The following is a 16928-nucleotide window of genomic DNA, read 5'->3' as shown; positions in this document are numbered from 1 at the left end:
ACACAACTTAAAAACGATGAAAAAATTTTTGTTAATGTGCTGCCTGTTCTTAGGAATTGCGGCAGTTAGTCACGCCCAGGGCGGTGGCAGAAGGTTTAATCCTGAAGACAGGGCAAAACAATTACAAACGGAATTAAAATTAAATGATGACCAAACCACTAAGGTAACGGCTATCTACAAAGCACAGTTCACCAAAATGGACAGCATCCGCAAAGCAGGCGGCGATTTCCGCAGCTCAATGCGCCCGCTGATGGATTCAACCAACAAGCAGGTTAAAGCTGTTTTAACACCAGAGCAGGCTGCCGCTTTTGATAAAGCACAGCAGGAACGCATGAACCGTATGCGCCAGGGTGGCGGCGGTGGCGGCCCGCAATAAGACTTGCCATTTAATTAAGAATACAAAAGCGGCTATCGGCCGCTTTTTTTATTTTTGCCCAAACACATTTTTATTTTGAAGCGGGCAGCACACATTATTCAGCAACGATTGGCAGACAGGCAACAGGCCGGTAACTACCGTACCCTGAAACCGGAGAGCAACCTGATCGACTTTTGCTCGAACGATTACCTCGGCTTCGCGCAATCACCTGAACTGAAACTAAAGATAGCCGAAGAAATAGCTGCTCATCCTGAAAGCTCCAATGGTTCTACAGGCTCTCGGTTGTTAGCCGGTAATTTGAGTTATACCGAGCAACTTGAGGCAAGTATAGCCGCCTATCACAAAGCCGAGGCCGGGCTGTTATTCAATTCGGGGTATGATGCCAACATCGGCTTGTTCTCCTGCCTCCCGCAACGCGGAGATACCATTATATTAGATGAGCTTGCCCATGCCTCCATTATTGACGGCGCGCGGCTGAGCAATGCCAACCGCTATACCTTTAAACATAACGATCTGCAAAGTTTAGCCGATAAACTCAAGGCAGCAAAAGGCACCATATATATAGGCATCGAAAGTGTTTATTCTATGGATGGCGATGCATCGCCTATTGCTGAAATTCTTGATTTGGCAGATGCTTATAACGCTGCCGTTATTGTTGACGAGGCACATGCCATCGGCTTATATAAAACAGGTTTGGTGCAACAGCTTGGTTTGCATGAACGGGTATTTGCGCGGGTGATAACCTTTGGCAAGGCTATAGGCTGCCACGGGGCTATTATTTTAGGTAACAATGATCTGCGAAATTACCTGATCAACTTCGCGCGATCATTTATTTATACCACGGCGGCATCCTTTCATCAGGTGGCATCCATAAAAATGGCTTATGAGTTTTTGAATGGCGCAGATGTGGCTATATCTGCATTACAGAATAATATAGCCCTGTTTAAAAACAATATTAGTAAGCATAGGGATTATCTGCTGATTGAGAGTGATAGTGCTATACAGTGCATCATCTTAAAAAACAACCACAAGGCGAAGCAGATAGCCACAGCTCTACAGCAAACAGGCATTGATGTACGCCCTATTTTGAGCCCGACCGTGCCGCAAGGCAGCGAACGAATCAGGATCTGTTTGCATAGTTACAACTCCACAGCCGATATAGCCTTACTTACCAACACTATAAATAAATTTCTGAATGAGCGATAAGCAACCCCTATTTATCACCGGCATTGGCACAGGCATCGGCAAAACCATTACATCCGCAGTTGTGGTTGAAAAGCTGAAAGCTGATTACTGGAAACCCATACAATCCGGCGATCTGGATGACAGTGATACCCTGAAAGTGCAGGCAATGGTGAGTAACCCTTTAACTGCTTTTCACCCGGAAACATACCGTCTTACGCAGCCGTATTCGCCACATAAATCGGCAGATATTGATGGCATTACCATTGATCTGAATAAATTTACACTTCCGCAAACCAACAACCAACTGGTTATTGAGGGTGCGGGCGGCCTGATGGTTCCGTTAAATTCCGGCAGCCTGATTGTTGATCTGATCAAACATTTAGGAGCGAAGGTGATCCTGGTATCACAAAACTATCTGGGTAGTATTAACCATACGCTGCTATCCGTATGCTTACTAAAACAATATAATATCGGTATTGAGGGCATCATTTTTAATGGCGATGCCGATAAGTATTCTGAAGATTTTATATTGAGCTATACCGGAATAAAATTACTCGGGCATATACCGCATCTGCCATCTGTAGATGTGGATGCTATAGCAAAAGCCGGGGCTTATCTTGACCTTTGACAGTCTACCATACATCTACCTGATGAGGCATAATCGAGCTGGATAAACAGCTTCATCCCCTTTTGACATTCTTTCATTTTGAAAAAAACCCTTCCATTTTGGAAGGGTTTTTTTGTGCCTGAATTTTCGAATACACCACAAGATATTAATAAACAACAACTTACACAAAACCCATCTCCACTGGCATCCGCTTTGGCTATAGCCTTTCAAATAACATAAAAAGCTATGATGCCCATTTTACTCGTGTTAGCCCTGATTTTTTGCATGTGGCTATTCTACAAATCAATTGACTGGTTCGAAAAAATCTGAAAACTATGATCGCATTATTCATTATTTCCATCGCCGTATTCATTTACATGATCTACGTACTGCTGAAACCCGAAAAATTTTAACTGACAAAAAATGAACTCTGAAATTTTAGGCGTTGTCGCCTCTTTTTTAATCACCCTGCTTATTGCCATACCGCTGGGTAAATACCTGGCCAAAATGTTCGCGGGTGAGCATGTTTGGACCGACTTTTTAAAACCGCTCGAAAACGGCCTATTCAAACTGGCTGGCATACGGCCGGGTGAGCCTATGGACTGGAAACAGTTTTTAAAGGCCATGCTTACCATTAACCTGCTGTGGCTGGTGTACGGCTTTTTTGTGCTGATGTACCAGGATAAACTACCGTTTAACCCTGACGGTAACCCCGGCATGACGGCTGACCTTGCTTTTAACACCATCATCAGCTTTGTGGTGAATTGCGATTTGCAGCACTACTCGGGCGAGAGCGGGTTAACCTACCTTACCCAACAAATCATCATTATGTTTTTGATGTTTACCAGCGCGGCCACAGGTATTGCCGCGGCGGTTGGTTTATTCAAGGCATTTCGCGATAAAACCACTACCAATCTGGGTAATTTTTGGGAGTTTTTTGTAAAAGCGATAACCCGTTTGTTGTTACCACTATCATTTGTAGTTGCTATAGTATTAGCCTTTAACGGCACTACGGCCAGCTACGAGGGTAAAGATCAATTCATATCCCTACAAGGCGATACCGTAAACGTATCGCGTGGCCCGGCCGCGCAAATGATCGCCATAAAACACCTGGGTACCAATGGCGGCGGCTGGTACGGTGTCAATTCGGCACACCCTCTGGAGAACCCGAGCTATGTAACCAACATGGTGGAAATCATATCACAAATGATTATCCCAATGGCGATGATATTGGCATTTGGATATTTTATCCGCCGCAAAAAATTGGGCTGGGTAATATTTGGCGTGATGACGGTGGGCATGTTTATGTTGATGATACCAACCATAAGCAGCGAACTGAGCGGCAACTCCAACTTAACTAAAATGGGTATAACACAAGCTACCGGCGCTATGGAGGGCAAGGAAGTCCGTATCGGCCCGTTAGCTACCGGTTACTGGAGCACGCTGACTACCATCGTATCAACCGGATCTGTTAATGGTATGCACGACAGTACTATGCCGCTTACCGGTGCATGGCAGTTGCTGGGCATGATGATTAACGGCTTTTTCGGCGGTTGCGGTGTGGGTATACTTAACTACTTTATTTACCTTATCATCGCCGTATTTATTTCAGGTTTGATGGTTGGGCGTACGCCTGAATTTTTGGGCCACAAGGTTGAAGCCCGCGAAGTTAAAATAGCCGCGCTCATCACCTTGCTTAGTCCTTTCCTGATCATGGCGGGTACGGCAATAGCAGCCTACCTGTTTAACAATTATGGCGATGCCGACTGGGCAGTTAAACCTGCAAACTGGCTGAATAACCCCGGTCACCACGGCTTTTCGGAAATGTTGTATGAGTTTACTTCGGCTAATGCCAACAATGGTTCAGGCTTTGAGGGTTTGGGCGATAATAACATATTTTGGAACGTAGCTACCGGCTTTGTGCTGATCCTGGGCAGGTTCCTGCCGATCATTGGTCCGCTGGCTATAGCAGGCTTACTGGCTAAAAAGAAATACATACCTGAATCGGCCGGTACACTTAAAATAGATACCGTAACCTTCGGGCTGATGACACTGGCTGTTATACTGGTGCTTAATGCGCTGTCATACTTCCCGGCGCTGGCCCTTGGCCCTATTGCCGAATACTTTTCAATGAAATAAGGCCCCACCAAACCTCCCCTGAAGGGGAGGCTTATTAAAAACAAACTCAATTCATATTTAAAATTTCCCTTTGAGGAGATTTAGAGGAGATAAAATGAAATCACAATCCAATAAATTATTTGAGCCGGCACTGGTGAAAACCGCCCTCAAACAATCATTCATAAAACTTAACCCAAAGGCCATGCTGCGCAACCCGGTTATGTTTACTGTTGAAGTGGGCACTTTGATTATGGCGTACATGAGCTTTTACAGCTTTACGTATACCGACCAGGGCTCGTTCATCTATAACGTCATCATCTTCATCATACTGTTGCTAACCCTGCTGTTTGCCAACTTTGCCGAGGCCATTGCCGAAGCACGCGGTAAGGCACAGGCCGACAGCCTGCGTAAAACCCGCGAGGAAACTCCCGCCAAAGTTTTATCTAAGGATGGTTCGCTTACAACCAAATCTTCAAACGAACTGCGCAAAGGCGACATGTTTGTTTGTGAGCCGGGCGACACCATCCCGACCGATGGCGAGATAGTTGAAGGCTTGGCTACCATTGATGAATCGGCCATTACCGGTGAGTCTGCCCCGGTGATCCGTGAGGCTGGCGGCGATAAATCGTCTGTTACCGGTGGTACCAAAGTACTGTCTGACAAGATAAAGGTAATTGTAACCACCGAGCCGGGCGAGAGCTTTTTGGATAAGATGATCGCGCTGGTTGAAGGTGCATCACGCCAAAAAACACCTAACGAGATAGCGCTTACTATCCTATTAGCCAGCTTTACGCTGATCTTTATTATCGTATGCGTTACACTGAAACCCTTTGCCAACTATGCCAACACACCTATCACTATCGCCGCGCTGATATCGCTGTTTGTTTGTTTGATACCGACCACTATTGGCGGCTTGCTATCGGCTATCGGTATTGCCGGCATGGACAGGGCATTGCGAGCCAACGTGATCACCAAATCGGGCCGTGCGGTTGAAACCGCTGGTGACATTGACGTACTACTGCTTGACAAAACAGGTACCATTACCATCGGTAACCGTAAGGCTACTCACTTTTGGCCCTCTATTGATGTATTGCCTGATGACCTGATTAAAGCGGCTGTACTATCATCATTAGCTGATGAAACGCCCGAGGGTAAATCAATAGTTGAGCTGGCGGCACAAAGCAAAGTGAGCATATCTCTTAAAGCGCCTGAGCATTCTGAATTTATCAAGTTTACAGCCGAAACCCGCTCAAGCGGTATCAATACGCCCGAAGGTTTGGAAATTCGTAAGGGAGCGTTCGATTCTATGCGTAACCTGGCCCAACGTACAGGCAACAAAATACCTGCGGATGTGGAAGAGCGAGTAAAAACCGTATCATCAAACGGTGGTACACCGCTTGTAGTCGCACAAAATGGCCGCATACTGGGTACCATTGAATTACAGGATATTATTAAAACCGGCATTGCCGAGCGTTTTGAGCGACTGCGCAAAATGGGTATCAAAACCGTTATGGTAACCGGCGACAACCCGCTTACCGCCAAATTTATTGCCGAAAAAGCCGGTGTGGATGATTTTATTGCCGAGGCCAAGCCCGAGGATAAAATGAATTACATTAAGCACGAGCAGCAGGAAGGCCGCCTGGTAGCCATGATGGGCGACGGTACAAATGATGCCCCTGCCCTTGCCCAGGCCGATGTGGGCGTAGCCATGAACAGCGGTACACAAGCCGCCAAAGAGGCCGGTAACATGGTTGACCTGGATAATGACCCAACCAAGCTGATCGAGATCGTAGAGATAGGCAAGCAATTGCTGATTACCCGCGGCACGCTGACCACATTCTCAATAGCTAATGATGTGGCCAAGTATTTCGCTATCGTTCCGGCATTGTTCATTGCTTCCATACCGGCATTGCAAAGCATCAATATTATGAGGCTGCATAGTCCGGAAAGCGCGATACTATCGGCGGTAATTTTCAACGCCATTATTATCCCGCTGCTTATTCCGCTGGCTCTGAAGGGCGTGGAATATAAGCCGATTGGTGCCAGCGCGTTGCTGCGCCGTAACCTGCTGATCTACGGATTAGGTGGTGTGATAGCGCCGTTCATCGGCATAAAACTGATTGACCTGGTGATAGGATTGTTTATATAAAACCCACACCCCTGACCCCTCCAAACCTCCCCGAGGGGGAGGCTTTTATAAGAAGATTACAATATTAAAATAAAGTTCAAATCTCATTCAAAATGAAAAAATACATCATACAGTCAATACGCTTAACCGTTGTGCTAACTGTATTGCTTTGCGTAATATACCCGTTGCTGGTTGCCTTTGTCAGCAAGTTTTCGGCAGGCAAAGGCAATGGCGAAACCATTACCGTAAATGGCAAGGTGGTTGGCTATGCCAACGTAGGCCAAAAATTCGATCAGCCTCAATACTTCTGGGGCCGCCCGTCTGCGGTTGATTACAATGCAGCCGGTTCGGCAGGCTCAAACAAAGGCCCTACCAATCCTGATTATCTGAAACAGGTAAGCGACCGTGTGGATACCCTGCTAAAGTATCATCCTTACCTTAAAAAAGGTGATATACCTGCTGATATGGTAACCGCGTCGGGCAGTGGCCTTGACCCGGACATTTCTCCCGAAGGTGCCGCCATACAAATAAAACGTGTGGCACAAAACCGTGGTTTAAATGCGGAGCAAGTAAACCAACTGGTTAATCAGCATACAGAAAAACACCTGTTCGGCCCGGCCACTGTGAACGTGCTTAAACTTAATGTAGCGCTCGATCAGCTTAGAAAATAATTCATCTACCTATAAACAAATACCCATGCAAGGCAGGCTTTAACCTGCCCTGCATTTATTCCACCTTTTATACATGAAAACTTTACTTATTGCTGCCGGTCTGTTTGGCAGCGTTGTAACCGCACAAGCTCAGGACACGGTTAAAAAGTCCGGCAACCTTACTATAAGCGGCTACGCAGAATTATACTACGGATTTGATTTTAACAAACCTGCTGATAATAACCGCCCCGGCTTTGTTTACTCGCACAACCGCCATAACGAGGCTAACCTGAACCTCGGTTTTATTAAAGCAAATTATGATAACGGCAGCATCCGCGCCAATATGGCCCTGATGGCGGGCACCTACGCCAATGCTAACCTTGCGGCAGAGCAGGGCGTACTGAAAAACGTGTTTGAAGCCAACGCCGGTATCAAGCTGTCAAAAACGGCGAACCTGTGGGTTGACGGCGGTATCTTCGCATCGCACATTGGGTTTGAAAGCGCCATATCAAAAGATTGCTGGGTACTTACCCGAAACATATCGTCAGAAAATACGCCTTATTATGAATCGGGCGCTAAACTGACTTACACCACTAATAATGGCAAGCTTACCCTTACCGGTTTATACCTTAACGGCTGGCAACGCATTAACAGGCAAAACGGCAACAGCAAGCCCGCCGGTGGTGTGCAGGTTTACTACAAACCAACCGACAAGATCACGCTGAACTACAGCAACTACCTGGGCACCGAGGGTGCTGATTCGATCAGAACACGCCGTTTTTACCATAACTTTTATGGTATATTCCAGCTTACCAATGCCTTTGGCATAACCGCCGGGTTTGATTATGGCACACAGCAAGCCGCCAAGGGCAGTAACGATTATAATCATATCATTTCTCCTGTAGCTATTGCTCGTTACCAGTTTGCCGGTAAATACGCTATTGCGGGCCGCGTAGAATATTACCAGGACAAAAATGGTATGCTGATAAGCACCGGCACACCAAACGGGTTTAAAACCACCGGCTACTCGCTTAACTTTGATTATGCACCGGTGGCCAACGCGCTTATCAGGCTTGAAGGAAAGGTATATAACAGCAAGGACAAAATTTTTGCAAGGCAGGATGCACTGGTGAACTATAATTCGCTGCTAACGGCCAGCTTTGCGGTATCGTTTTAATAGAATAATACTTACGCACCGGTGAGGTAAAAATGCCTTGCCGGTGCTTACTTTTACAACAGTTAACACACGTATGGCCGGTACAAACGGAAATAGCGATAATTCGGTAAAAGACTTTATTGAGCTGGTAAAACGCTCAAGGCGGGGCAAGCTAAAGGTATATATTGGCATGAGCGCCGGTGTGGGCAAAACCTACCGTATGTTACAGGAGGCCCATGCCCTGCTGAAAAACGGCATCGATATACAAATTGGTTACATTGAAACACATAACCGCGCCGAAACACATGCCCTGCTGGACGGCTTGCCGGTGATTGCCCGCCGTAATACCTTTTACAAGGGTAAAGAGCTGGATGAAATGGATGTGCAGGCAATACTGAACCGCCACCCCGAAGTGGTTATTGTAGATGAGTTGGCGCACAGTAATATTGAGGGCAGCAAAAACAGCAAACGCTGGCAGGATGTGATGGATATATTAGAGGCTGGTATCAGCGTAATAACGGCTGTAAACATTCAGCACCTGGAAAGCCTGAACGAGGAGGCCGAGGATATAACCGGCATCGCCATAACCGAGCGCATACCCGACAAAGTTTTGGAGCTTGCTGATGAGATAGTGAACATTGACCTTACTGCCGATGAACTGATTGAGCGCCTGCGTGCCGGTAAAATATACGATAAGAGCAAAATAGAACGGGCGCTGCAAAACTTTTTCAGGAGTGATAAGATATTGCAACTGCGGGAGCTGGCGTTGAAGGAGGTTGCCCACCACCTGGAGAGGAAGATAGATATTGAGGTACCCAAGCAAATCAAATTGCGGCCGGAGCGGTTTTTAGCCTGCATATCATCAAACCATGAAACCGCTAAGGTAGTGATACGTAAAACGGCAAGGCTGGCATCCTACTACCGCTCGCCGTGGATAGTGTTATACGTGCAAAGCAGCAGCGAAAGCATGGAGCGTATTAAACTGGATAAACAACGCCACCTTATAAACAACTTTAACCTGGCTACCCAACTGGGGGCTGAACTGATGAAAATAAAAAGCGACCAGATAACCCAAACCATTATGCAGGTGGCTGAAGAACGAGAGATCACTACCATTTGCATTGGCAAACCTCACCTCAGCCTTTTCCAGGTGATATGGCGCACCACCGTGTTTAACCAATTGCTGAACAAGATAGCCACTACTGAAACCGACTTAGTTATACTATCATGAAGATAAAAACCAAATTACGGCTGGGCTTCGGCTTTTTGTTTGCCGTAGTGATATTTTTCGGAGCGCTTTCGTTATTCTACATCAACGAGATAGCCAAAAGCTCGCAGGTGATATTAAAAGATAACTATGAAACCCTGCGCTACATCCGCGAGATGCGCCGTGTTTTAGATGAGCAATCCCTCCCGCTTAATAAAGCATCGGCAGATAAATTCAGCCAATCGCTGTTAAAGGAAAAAAACAACATTACCGAAACCGGCGAACGGGAAGCCGTGGAGCGCCTAACTGCCGCGTTTAATAAAATCACATCCGGTAAAGCAACCATACAACTGGATGCTACGGAAAGGCAGATACGCGCCATCCTGATGGATATTGAGGATGTAAATATGCGTGCCATTGTGCGCAAGCACGCCGCCGCCCAGGCATCAGTACAAAAAACAACTGTTTTGTTAGGCTTTGCGGGTACCATTACCTTTTTAATATTATTCAGCTTTAGCGTGAATTTTCCGGGATTCATATCGGGGCCATTGCGCAAGTTGCAGGAAGGTATATCCGAGATCAGCCGGAAAAATTATGCTACCCGGCTGGGTTTCAGGCAGGATGATGAATTTGCTGATGTTGCCCAGGCGTTTAACAACATGGCCACCCGCCTTCGCGATTGGGAGAACAGTAACCTGGCCACAGTACTCTCTGAAAAGCGACGCATTGAGGCTATCATTGAGCAGATGCAGGATGCCATTATCGGGGTGAATGAAAAGCAGGAGATACTATTCATCAATACCGCGGCTAAAAATATTTTGAGTTTGTATGATGATCGTCCGGAAGGAAAACTCATCAGCGAACTTACCCGGCAAAATGACCTGATGCGATCCATCATCGATGAGCAGGTAAAAGCCAAACCCTTTAAAATTGTGGTTGATGGCAAGGAGTCGCACTTTCAGTTGCAAACCCGGGAGATAAGCGTACCGAATATGAAGCCCGCGGTAACCGACGGCATTAACCTGGCTAACACCCCGGCAGGTAAAGTATACATCCTCGAAAACATAACGGAGTTTAAGGAGCGCGACGAGGCTAAAACCAATTTTATCGCTACCATATCGCACGAGTTGAAAACGCCTATATCATCTATCAGGCTAAGCCTTAAATTATTAAACGATCAGCGTATAGGCCCTGTGAATGAGGAGCAGCGCCAACTGGTACATCATATTGAGGAAGACACCAACCGCCTGCTTAAAATAACCAGCGAATTGCTTGAACTCTCGCAGGTTGAAACAGGTAACATACAACTCAACTTTGTACCTGCCGAACCGGCGCAGATAGTGGATTACGCTATAGATTCAGTAAAATTCCAGGCCGGGCAAAAAGGTGTGGCGCTGGAAGTGTTGACAGATGATAACCTGCCAAAAGTACGTGTTGATATGGAAAAGACCGCATGGGTGCTGGTCAACTTTCTGTCGAACGCGCTGCGGTATAGTCCGGAGAAATCAAAGGTTATTATCAGGGTAACTAAACACGGGCAATGGGTTGAATTTTCGGTAAAAGATATGGGCAAGGGGATTGACGAGCAGTTTCAGAAACGCTTGTTCGACCGCTACTTCCAGGTGCCTACCGACGGACAGAACAAGTCCGGCTCCGGTTTGGGGCTGGCCATTTCAAAGGATTTTATTGAAGTGCAGCAAGGCCGGATTGGTTTGGAAAGCGCTTTGGGCGAGGGCAGCCGGTTTTACTTTTTGCTACCGGCGGTTTAAAAAAAAGGCGGCAGACCATCACAGTCTGCCGCCTTGTATCAGTTGCTTACAGGGCTGTTATTACTTTTGAAAATCAGTTGATTTGCTGATGCTTTCAAAAGCAGCCAGGTCATGCTGAACGGCCTCGATCTTGCTGTTAGCCATGGCAAATGAATCAGACCCTAAGAACAAATGCAACGGACGGTTCTCCATTTCGGCTACTTTGATGAACGCGGCTGCGGCATTTTCAGGATCGCCGGGCTGATTGCCGATGATCTGCTCGTTGTGGATCACTTCCAAATCGCGAGCCTCTTTGTAATCAGCGATCGGGCTGGCAGCGGTGCGCAGCGAGCCTTGCAGCAGAAAATTGGTTTTAAAATATCCGGGGTAAACAATGGTGGCACTTATGCCCATTGATTTTACCTCCGCCGATAATGCCTCGGTAAAACCGGCCACAGCAAACTTGGTGGCATTATAAACGCCCCACCCCGGGAAGGTACCTAAAAAGCCCGCGATAGATGAAATATTGAAGAATGCGCCTGACTTTTTCTCGCGGAAATGAGGCATTACGTTACGGATAACATTTAACGAGCCGAATACATTAACATCAAAATTTTGACGGGCTTCGGTATCGCTCAATTCTTCCAATGTACCTAACTGGCCATAACCGGCATTGTTTACCACAACATCAATACCACCAAGGGTAGCTATAATCTGAGCAATGGTTTTGGCCACGCTGTCGTTATTGGCGATATCCATTTGCAGGGGTAAAAAATCAGCGCCGGTATAACCTACTTCTTCGCTCAGCGCCGCGGCATCGCGTGATGTAGCGGCTACCTTATAGCCCTCTTTAAGCAAACGTTTTACAAGTGTTAAACCTAAACCTTTTGAAGCTCCTGTAACGAACCATACTTTTTGTGTTTTCATGACAATGATTATTTAATTGTATGATACAAAGGTGGCTACAATGGCCCGGCAAGCACTTATTCAAATCATAGGGATATTTGCGAGTTTCAAATATTGGCGGGTGAAAGCGTACTTTTCCTGAACACTGACGGCGACAGATTAGCCTTCTTCCTGAAAAATGAGGTGAACGCTGCCTGGCCGGAGAACCCCAGACCATCGCTTATTTCGCTGATGTCCCAATCGGTTTGTACCAGTAATGATTTAGCTTCGTATAGCAGCCTGTCCTGTATATGTTCGCGCAGGGTTTTGCCGGTGTGGCTTTTAACCAGCGAATTAAGGTAGTTGGGGTGCACATGCAATTCATCGGCAAACTCGGCGGCAGTTTTCAGCTTCACGATGCTATCACGCTGCTGTACCCTGAAGGCTGACTCCAACAGCGACAGGAACCGATAGATATAGCCATACCCCTCGGTTACCGGTGTTTCGGAGCGTGTACGCCCGGCACGCTGGCTTTCAAGCAAGAGCATTTGCAATTGCAGCAATATAGCCTGCTTTTTATCCTCATTGCTACCCCGCTCCTCGTTCAGCATCACCTCAAAATAGCTGTTAATGTTGGCCGATTGCACTTCGGTTAACTGAACAACACAATTTACCGGTTTAAAATACGGGTACTGGCGTAGCAGGTGCAGCACATGGTCGGCCTCAAGTTCAAAGTATGCCGGGTGTATCAAACAAAAATGGCCGCCTGTTTTGGCTGATGTGGTTTGCCATGACATGATCTCGTCCGGGTGAAGAAAGGCTATCTCATTCGGTCCCATCTCGTAACGGTGCAGCCCGATGGTGAGTATGCCCGTTCCGGCCGTCATGTGGAATATCTTGTAAAACTTACGCCGGTGCGGCGATATATAATCCTTAACCGGGTAGTTATCCCGGTTTTGAATAACAAAATATTTTGAATCAAGCGGATAATGTTCCAGGTTAAGCAGCGGCACCTTGTACTCATCGTGCGCAAACTTTTCAAGCTCCATCCGTGGTATCATTGATCCATCCATAAAGCAAATGTATTTATTTTGAAGGTAAGCAAAAATAGCGCATACCACCGTATGCGCTATTCAATTCTTAACTATCAGGATGCCTTAATTTTCGGCACCCGCCATCAGCAGTTGTTCAACAATTTCGGTATACCCACGCTCGGTAACAAAGTGCATGGCGCTGTTGCCGTTGTTATCAACAGCGTTAACATCCGCGCTGTTTTCTATCAGCATGGCAGTAAAATCATTAAACCCGCACTGGGCAGCAACTATCAGCGGAGTTTCGCTAAAACTGTTACGGCCGTTTACATCAGCGCCCGAATTTAGCAGCAGTTTACCCAGGTGATGATTGCCTATACCCGCCGCGTAATGCAATACCGAGTTACCGTTGAGTACATTCAGGTTTACATTGGCACCATGCTTTATCAGCAGTTCGGCCAGGTGCATGTTTGAGTTATTCACTGCCAATATCAGCGGAGTAACACCGGCATTATTCAGTTCATTTATGCCCGATGCATCTTTCGCTAAAAGGGCTCGCACGGTTTCGCTTTGGTTGTTGTACACCGCCTGGTGCAGCGGCGTGTTGCCATGATCATCCTTTTGCCCCTCACTACCCGATGATATGGCCGCTATCAGATCGCGCATACCGTTGGCCGTAGCATGGTCGAGTACGTTATAACCTGCATTATCCTTAACTGTGGTATCGGCGCCCAGGGAGATCAGGTAGAGCGCGGTTTCTGTCTTCATGCCCAATACGGCATAAAATAGCGGTGTTTGGCCGCTGTTATTGCTCGTGTTTACATCGGCACCGGCATCGGCCAGTTGCTTAATAATATCCTTGCTGCCAATTCGGGCGGCGCAGTGCATGGGTGTTTCGCTAACGTTATTGGCCTGGTTAACATCGGCACCGGCATCGATCAGCATCTTCACAATATCCTTAGCGCCTTTTGCGCTCACGTAGTACAAGGGCGTATTGCCCATGCCGTCGCGCTTATCAAGGTTGATGCCCCCTTTTTTAAGGAAAGCCTGCACTATTCCTTTTTGCGCGTTTTTACACGCGTTTAAAAACATGTTGTCCATATTAGGTAGATGTTTATATTTTATGCCATAGCGGTAAGCAACAGCTTTACCACCGGCTCGTTATCACTTTGTACGGCAATATCCATTGCGGTTTGCCCGGCATTGTTTACCCGCTCAACGGTTGATGCATCCTGATCAACAATAAGCGATACTATTTTTTTAGCCGACATTTTATCGGCGTTACCGGCGGCGTACATCAGCGCGGTATTGCCTGTTTTATCAACATAAGTAGTATCGGCATTATTGTCAAGCAACAACTCGGCAATGCTGTATTTTACTTCGTTACCTTTGGCAGCAAAGCTCATTAACGGTGTTTTACCCAAAGTGTTGGGCTTGTTTATATCGCAACCGGCATCAATCAGTTCTTCAACAAGGGTAGCATTCAGGTCGGCTAAATAACCGCCCTGGCATACCAAGTTAATGGCCGTGTCGCCGTCATTGTTTATGGCTTCATCAAGTTCAAAGCCATGCGCTATCAGCATACGCAGCATTTTTACTATATCTTTTAAATCCTGGCTCATGCCGCGGCCAAAGTTGCCTATGGCCTTGGTAAGCAGGTAATATACGGCTGTATCACCATTACCCGATCTGAAATTCACATCTGCGCCGCCATCTGTTAAGGCTTTTACCAACGGTGCCGACGGATACTCGCAAGCCAGCATCAAAGGCGTACGGCGATGCTGATCAGACAATTCATTGGCATCCGCGCCCGCTTTTAGTAAGGCTTCTACGGCTTCAACATCACGGTTCAGCACGGCTTCGTGCAGGGTCATACCGGCAGTTACCGTATCGCTTTCATCCCCTGATAGCAGGGCGGCTATTTCTTTAACGCCGCTGCACTGCGCATAAATGAGCGGTGTGGTGCCATATACATCCTTATCCTCTAAGTCGATGCCGCTTTTTTCGAGCAGCGCACGTACCGTATGGGTAGCAGCCTCAACAGCGCCCGGAATACTTTTACGATGAACCAGCTTTTCGCAAATAACATGCAGCAGGTTTTTGCCTTCGCTATCGGTAGCATCCATTTTTACACCGGCATCGCCCATGGCGTTAATTAAAGGGTACAAATACAATAAGCCTGCTTCAAAATAAGCGAGTTTGCCTGAGTCATTTTTCTTTTTAGGGTTGATGCCCAGTTCAAGCAATTGCTGCGCGGTTTGATATATCTTATCAGCCTTAACATCAATTTCAGGATTGTTAAGATCAAATTTGGTAGTAACCAGCGCGTGCAAAGCGGTATTGCCATACTTGTCTGCAGATGGCTTTAATCCGGCTTCCTTTAAAAATTTAATGGCTTCCACATCAGTAAACCGGGCAGCCAGGTTGTAAAGTCCTTCCTCCTGCTCATTCACAATGTCAACATCGGGCAGTGATTTATATAAGCTGATAATATCAATGGCCTCTGCCGAAGAAGCGAACATATTTTTATGATAAGCATCCCTTATCGTGTTAAATTCATTTGTCATGGTTCAATTTGTTTTTAGCGATCTGCAAAGCATCATTAACATTCCTGTAGTTTTTATAGGCTAAGGGCGATGCCAGTTCAATTACCCGGCTGTACTCACCCAGTAAAAGCCAGCAGTCGGTTTTTAACCGCAGTATAGCATCATACACAAGGCCTGTAAATTGCGCCACGTACTTTTTGCTGATGCTTTGTAAATGATCGTTAGTTTGGTTTTGTTTATTGGTAAGCGCCTTATGCACCTCATCAGTATGTTGTGCCATACTATTATTGTGTACAGGCAACTGCGCCTGTGCATGGTCAAGGCACATAATTGTTTGGCGGTAATTATTTAACCAGTAAAGGCACAGGGCAAGGTTATACCATGTGGCAGCCTCATCTGTTGGGGCACGCTTTAGCAATACATATGCCTCGGCATAACGGCCCTGCCTTATTAAATCCGCTATCAGTACCTCATCGGCATTGTTAGCGGTATTGTTTTGTGTTGATCCTAATAACATAGATAGATGCAAGGTATAACTGACAGAACAATGTATTTGTTATCAAGGTTCATTCAACGGCATGATACTTATGCGTATACATATCATTTTGGCTGAATCTACCTTATCGGTATAAAAAGGTACGGCAACGCTGTCCTTCGGATATATTTTTTCATACTGATCCGGCCCGCGAACCTTGTACTTTATAGGATGTGCAAGCACAAACAGGTCGCCGTCTGTTGGGTTTGAAATCCCTACGGCATCGGCACCTAAAGCACCCCAGTATTCATCCATAATGGTATAATCCATACCGGGATAGGTTTGCCCGCGTTCGGGTTGACGTACCGGGTGAAACATAAAATACTCGTTATACTTTTCATGTATTTCCTCTTTCCGGCCCTCTTTATCATACTTTGAATTGCTGGAAACCGTCAGATCCTGAAACAGCCAGTAATAACCACGTTTTTGGAAGTCCCACCCGCTAAGTATATTTTTATACCTGAAATGGATCGTATCCAAACGCCATAGCTTCGCGGCTTTTTTATCAAGCATACGTATGGTTATGTGCATACGCTGGCCCAGGCTATCCGCACGGTATATGGTATCTTCCATATCGGGCTTAATATATTCACTCCCGGGGTTGAACACCAGCGGCACCTTGGGTAACTTGAATGGCACCGGCGTGTAGCTGTCCTTTGGCGTACAGCCAACCAGCACCAGCAAAGCCAGTATGCTTATGATCAGGAAACTCTTTGCCTTATATTTCATTACACTTTAGGATTAATGGTTTACCTA

16 protein-coding genes are annotated in these 16928 nt (G+C 46.5%); 10 read left to right on the top strand and 6 right to left on the bottom strand.

Annotated features, from left to right (window positions below; all coding sequences use genetic code 11):
- The first annotated feature begins 16 nt into the window (after nucleotides 1-16).
- From LJ707_RS09635 to LJ707_RS09595, 10 genes are all read left to right on the top strand, one after another.
- Complete coding sequence (locus LJ707_RS09635; RefSeq protein ID WP_228950599.1) at nucleotides 17-376, top strand: Spy/CpxP family protein refolding chaperone; 360 nt, start codon at nucleotides 17-19, stop codon at nucleotides 374-376.
- A gap of 75 nt (nucleotides 377-451) precedes the next feature.
- A complete protein-coding gene (locus LJ707_RS09630) occupies nucleotides 452-1582 on the top strand; it encodes an 8-amino-7-oxononanoate synthase (protein ID WP_228950598.1) in 1131 nt (376 codons plus the stop codon).
- Complete coding sequence (bioD, locus tag LJ707_RS09625) at nucleotides 1572-2189, top strand: dethiobiotin synthase (protein ID WP_228950597.1); 618 nt, start codon at nucleotides 1572-1574, stop codon at nucleotides 2187-2189. Before LJ707_RS09630 ends, bioD begins: the two co-directional genes overlap by 11 nt.
- Before the next feature lie 314 nt (nucleotides 2190-2503).
- Complete coding sequence (gene kdpF, locus LJ707_RS20420) at nucleotides 2504-2581, top strand: K(+)-transporting ATPase subunit F (RefSeq protein ID WP_157540818.1); 78 nt, start codon at nucleotides 2504-2506, stop codon at nucleotides 2579-2581.
- 10 nt (nucleotides 2582-2591) lie between these two features.
- Nucleotides 2592-4307, top strand: a complete 1716-nt coding sequence (gene kdpA / locus LJ707_RS09620) for a potassium-transporting ATPase subunit KdpA (protein ID WP_228950596.1) — start codon at nucleotides 2592-2594, stop codon at nucleotides 4305-4307.
- Nucleotides 4308-4401: 94 nt separating this feature from the next.
- The gene (gene kdpB, locus LJ707_RS09615; protein WP_228950595.1) at nucleotides 4402-6435 is read left to right on the top strand and encodes a potassium-transporting ATPase subunit KdpB; all 2034 of its coding nucleotides are present in this window, start codon (nucleotides 4402-4404) and stop codon (nucleotides 6433-6435) included.
- 92 nt (nucleotides 6436-6527) lie between these two features.
- Entirely contained in the window at nucleotides 6528-7085 is a 558-nt protein-coding gene (locus LJ707_RS09610) for a K(+)-transporting ATPase subunit C (RefSeq protein WP_228950594.1), read from the top strand.
- A 73-nt stretch (nucleotides 7086-7158) separates the two neighbouring features.
- Entirely contained in the window at nucleotides 7159-8241 is a 1083-nt protein-coding gene (locus LJ707_RS09605) for a porin (RefSeq protein WP_228950593.1), read from the top strand.
- 73 nt (nucleotides 8242-8314) lie between these two features.
- The gene (locus LJ707_RS09600) at nucleotides 8315-9451 is read left to right on the top strand and encodes a sensor protein KdpD (RefSeq protein ID WP_228950592.1); all 1137 of its coding nucleotides are present in this window, start codon (nucleotides 8315-8317) and stop codon (nucleotides 9449-9451) included.
- Entirely contained in the window at nucleotides 9448-11196 is a 1749-nt protein-coding gene (locus tag LJ707_RS09595) for an ATP-binding protein (RefSeq protein WP_228950591.1), read from the top strand. Before LJ707_RS09600 ends, LJ707_RS09595 begins: the two co-directional genes overlap by 4 nt.
- A gap of 60 nt (nucleotides 11197-11256) precedes the next feature.
- Here LJ707_RS09595 and LJ707_RS09590 read toward each other — a convergent pair whose 3' ends face one another.
- From LJ707_RS09590 to LJ707_RS09565, 6 genes are all read right to left on the bottom strand, one after another.
- Complete coding sequence (locus tag LJ707_RS09590; protein ID WP_228950590.1) at nucleotides 11257-12102, bottom strand: SDR family NAD(P)-dependent oxidoreductase; 846 nt, start codon at nucleotides 12100-12102, stop codon at nucleotides 11257-11259.
- A gap of 86 nt (nucleotides 12103-12188) precedes the next feature.
- A complete protein-coding gene (locus LJ707_RS09585) occupies nucleotides 12189-13133 on the bottom strand; it encodes an AraC family transcriptional regulator (protein ID WP_228950589.1) in 945 nt (314 codons plus the stop codon).
- A gap of 84 nt (nucleotides 13134-13217) precedes the next feature.
- Nucleotides 13218-14192: an ankyrin repeat domain-containing protein gene (locus LJ707_RS09580; RefSeq protein WP_228950588.1), complete on the bottom strand. Its 975-nt coding sequence runs from the start codon at nucleotides 14190-14192 to the stop codon at nucleotides 13218-13220.
- A gap of 20 nt (nucleotides 14193-14212) precedes the next feature.
- Entirely contained in the window at nucleotides 14213-15658 is a 1446-nt protein-coding gene (locus tag LJ707_RS09575) for an ankyrin repeat domain-containing protein (RefSeq protein WP_228950587.1), read from the bottom strand.
- Nucleotides 15648-16154: a hypothetical protein gene (locus LJ707_RS09570; RefSeq protein WP_228950586.1), complete on the bottom strand. Its 507-nt coding sequence runs from the start codon at nucleotides 16152-16154 to the stop codon at nucleotides 15648-15650. The genes LJ707_RS09575 and LJ707_RS09570 overlap by 11 nt, the downstream gene beginning before the upstream one ends.
- Nucleotides 16155-16196: 42 nt before the next feature.
- Complete coding sequence (locus LJ707_RS09565; RefSeq protein WP_228950585.1) at nucleotides 16197-16901, bottom strand: hypothetical protein; 705 nt, start codon at nucleotides 16899-16901, stop codon at nucleotides 16197-16199.
- Nucleotides 16902-16928 lie beyond the last annotated feature (27 nt).

The organism is Mucilaginibacter sp. UR6-1, assembly GCF_020880975.1.
In the GTDB taxonomy this organism is placed as follows: Bacteria; Bacteroidota; Bacteroidia; order Sphingobacteriales; family Sphingobacteriaceae; genus Mucilaginibacter.
This window is presented reverse-complemented; position numbering and strand designations above follow the sequence as displayed.